This is a genomic window from Gelidibacter sp. (assembly GCF_035515035.1).
In the GTDB taxonomy this organism is placed as follows: Bacteria; Bacteroidota; Bacteroidia; order Flavobacteriales; family Flavobacteriaceae; genus Gelidibacter.
Genome location: NZ_DATJCA010000175.1, coordinates 1 through 1,523, shown reverse-complemented (window position 1 = coordinate 1,523; position 1,523 = coordinate 1). Strand labels below are relative to the sequence as shown.

At 42.7% G+C, this 1,523-nt stretch carries 1 protein-coding gene; it reads right to left on the bottom strand.

The features are described 5' to 3' along the window. The coding region (locus VLZ86_RS15035; RefSeq protein WP_325452807.1) for an aminotransferase class I/II-fold pyridoxal phosphate-dependent enzyme at positions 1-1,448 on the bottom strand (1,448 nt) is incomplete at its 3' end. Positions 1,449-1,523 lie beyond the last annotated feature (75 nt).

Here is a 1,523-nt window from a genome sequence, read left to right as displayed (position 1 = left end):
TTGTGTTCTTCCCGACTATTGCAACTGAAGGAATCTTCAAGAAATTTTAGTGCCTCCCAATCAAAAGCCCCACGTTCACCAAGCAGGTTGTCCCAGACGGGCTTGTCAATTTTTAAAATGGAGTCTTCCAGTTGGATGTTTAATTCAGAACTTAAATCTTTGGTCAGTGGTGTTGCTGGATGTTTTGGGATCAATTTAAACGCTTGGAATACCCGATCAGAGTTGGTGTGCGTATCTTCAAGTGCCCTAGGATAATGATATGCCATGGCTTCGACCAGTCCCTTAATTTCTTCTTTTTGATTGTGCCTTGATATGGTGATACGTACGCCCGTGTTCTTTACAGGGACTGCCGGAAAGATACCGAGATTGACATAGAAACCCTCATCCATTAATCGGTTTACAAAATTGTATCCCGTTTTGGGCATTCCGGTGCCAATATAAAAAACGGGAGAGCTATTGTCGTCAACCAATGGCAGCTCCGTTTGTTGCAGGAGCTTATTAAAATAGATGATGCGTTCCCTTAGCTCGTGTTGGAGCGTATATATTTCGGGTGAAAGATGGATGTCTGCAGAGGCTGTGGCTGCGGCTACCGATGCCGGTTCCAATTGCGCTGAAAAGGTGAGCGGGCCGCCAAAGGTTTTTATTTCATGGTACATTTTTTTATTGGAGCAGGCCAGAACGGCACCACTGGCACCGAAAGTTTTGCTCAGGGTTCCAAATAATAAGATGTTTTCCGAAAGCTCCCCAAGTTCACTCAAAACATAGCCCGTTCCGTTCTTCCCGATCCAGCTCATTCCGTGTACATCATCCAAATAAAAGTTCAACTGTGGGTATTTTTGGCTCAATAGCTTTAGGTCTGATATGGGCGCAAAATCGCCATACATGGAATAGATGCCATCGGCCATATACCAAATTTTATTCCGTTGGTCGGTGTATCGCTTAATTTTATCTTCGAGCATGTTCAGGTCGTTATGCCGAATCATATCGATTGGTACACTTCTGTTTTTTAAAACCTTGGCAGCACTCTGTACGCTCCAATGTACTTGGTGGTCGAGAATTATCGCATCTTGATCCTTGACGGCACTTGGGATTACCCCCAAATGGCCCAAAGTGCTGTTTTTGGTGATTATAATAGGATGGCCATACATTGCTGTAACTTTTTCTTCCAAAGTCCTGTATAGCGGATTGGATATGTAGGACTTGGATAAGGGGAATTGGGTTCCGTATTTCCTGATGGCATCTATGGCGGCTTCCTTTAAGCGTTCGTCTTGTTCTAGACCCAAATAGCCCGTAGTACCAAAATGAAACAGGTTTCTGTTTTTCACCTTAATGGTACGTCCCGTAAAATCATCCCCCTCCGCATAAAGATGGAGAATACCTTCGTCTTTTGCATTTGTAAATACTTCGTTTACAGTATCTAAAAAATTGTTTTGTTTGATTTTTGCCATGACTTTTGAATTTAGGAATAGAATTTAGTGGCATTTGATGGAAAATAAAAGCCCCAACCAACTATAATACCTTAG